Below are 1,452 nucleotides of genomic sequence, written 5' to 3' on the forward strand. Positions count from 1 at the left end.
TTTAGAAGTGTAGCAACAAGATATGACAAGCTAAAACAACATTATGAAAACAACGTGGCTTTAGCTTGTGCTTACATTTGGTTAAAATTATGAATGTTCAACAGCCCCTAGTCTGTTAGGGTGCTTAAAATATCATATGCTAACTTCACTCTCTCAGCATTTGGGTAGTTTTTATTAGCTAAAATAATAATCCCCACCTTTTTCTCAGGGATAAAAACGATATAAGCACCAAATCCGCCTGTTGATCCCGTTTTATTTACCCATACACTTTCTGTATCAAGTATGTTTTCAAATAAAATTGGTTGTGGATTCAATATCACTTCGTTTGAATTCCCTTGTAACAACTCATCTAGAGATGAAGATAAAGGATATTTTTCCCAACCTAGGGCTTGTGTAAAAGTACTGACGCTATATTGCCCTTTATGCGTTCCTTTAATGGCATCTTCCATAGTTTCATCTAAAGCAATCATCTGAAGATTACTTTGAATGAAGCGTACCATGTCTTTCGCAGTTGATTTTATACCATACGCCTCTGCATCAAGCGCTCCGGGATTCACTCTCACAGGATCATTATTTTTATTATAACCACAAGCATACTGCGCTAATTTATCTTGTGGAACCGTAATAAATGTATCTTTTAATCCTAATTTATCTAAAATCGTTTTTTCCATTAAATCAGTAAAACTAACGTTCATCGATAAAGCTGCAATATTACCAAAGAAGCCAATACTAGGATTGGAATACAAACGCTCTTCACCTGCCGGAAAAATTGGATGCCATGATTCAAAATAATGATCTATCTCGTCGCTACTCATCACATCACTAGGAAATTGCAAAGGTAATCCACCTGCGATATATGTCCCCAATTGAACCAATGAAACCTGTCCAATCGGACTATTTTTCAAGGTTGGCACATGCTGACTAACCAAATCTGAAAGATCAATTGCACCCTTCTCAACCGCGTAGCTTGCTAACAAGGCAGTAAACGTCTTACTAATAGAGCCTAATTCGAAAATAGTATTTTCTGTTACGGGCGATGTGGTTTTCTTATTAGAAATACCATAGTTAAGAAAATAGACTTGATCAGCATCGACTATACCAAGCGCCATCCCAGGAATATCATACTGATCCATCAGAGCCTCGACAGCACTATCAATCTTGATATGTAATGATTCTTGGGTAACTTTCTTTTCTCCAAAAGACAAAGAAATACTCAAACAAATAATTGAAATGGTTATGAGTATTTTTTGTAATCGGTTTATTTTCATAATTTGTACTCGTAAAATAATGTGAATTATAATTGGCAGTGTAATTCTAATGACTGTTGAACACTTGAAATAATAGGGTCTGTTGCACATTGGAAATAAAAAATAGAGAGTAGTAAAATATTATCGCCAGAAAACTTTTAACTAACTCTCTATTTCTATGCTCCAAACAATACTTAGTGACAAG

At 35.1% G+C, this 1,452-nt stretch carries 1 protein-coding gene and 1 pseudogene; one reads left to right on the plus strand and one right to left on the minus strand.

The genetic code is table 11. From position 1 onward, the window contains the following. Nucleotides 1-93: pseudogene (locus tag AC0SAP_RS10275) on the plus strand (IS5/IS1182 family transposase); the annotation flags it as partial. 14 nt (nt 94-107) lie between these two features. Here AC0SAP_RS10275 and ampC read toward each other — a convergent pair. After that, the gene (ampC, locus tag AC0SAP_RS10280; RefSeq protein WP_473384100.1) at nt 108-1,268 is read right to left on the minus strand and encodes a class C beta-lactamase; all 1,161 of its coding nucleotides are present in this window, start codon (nt 1,266-1,268) and stop codon (nt 108-110) included. Between the last annotated feature and the right edge of the window lie 184 nt (nt 1,269-1,452).

The organism is Ignatzschineria sp. PL_is040, assembly GCF_055813795.1.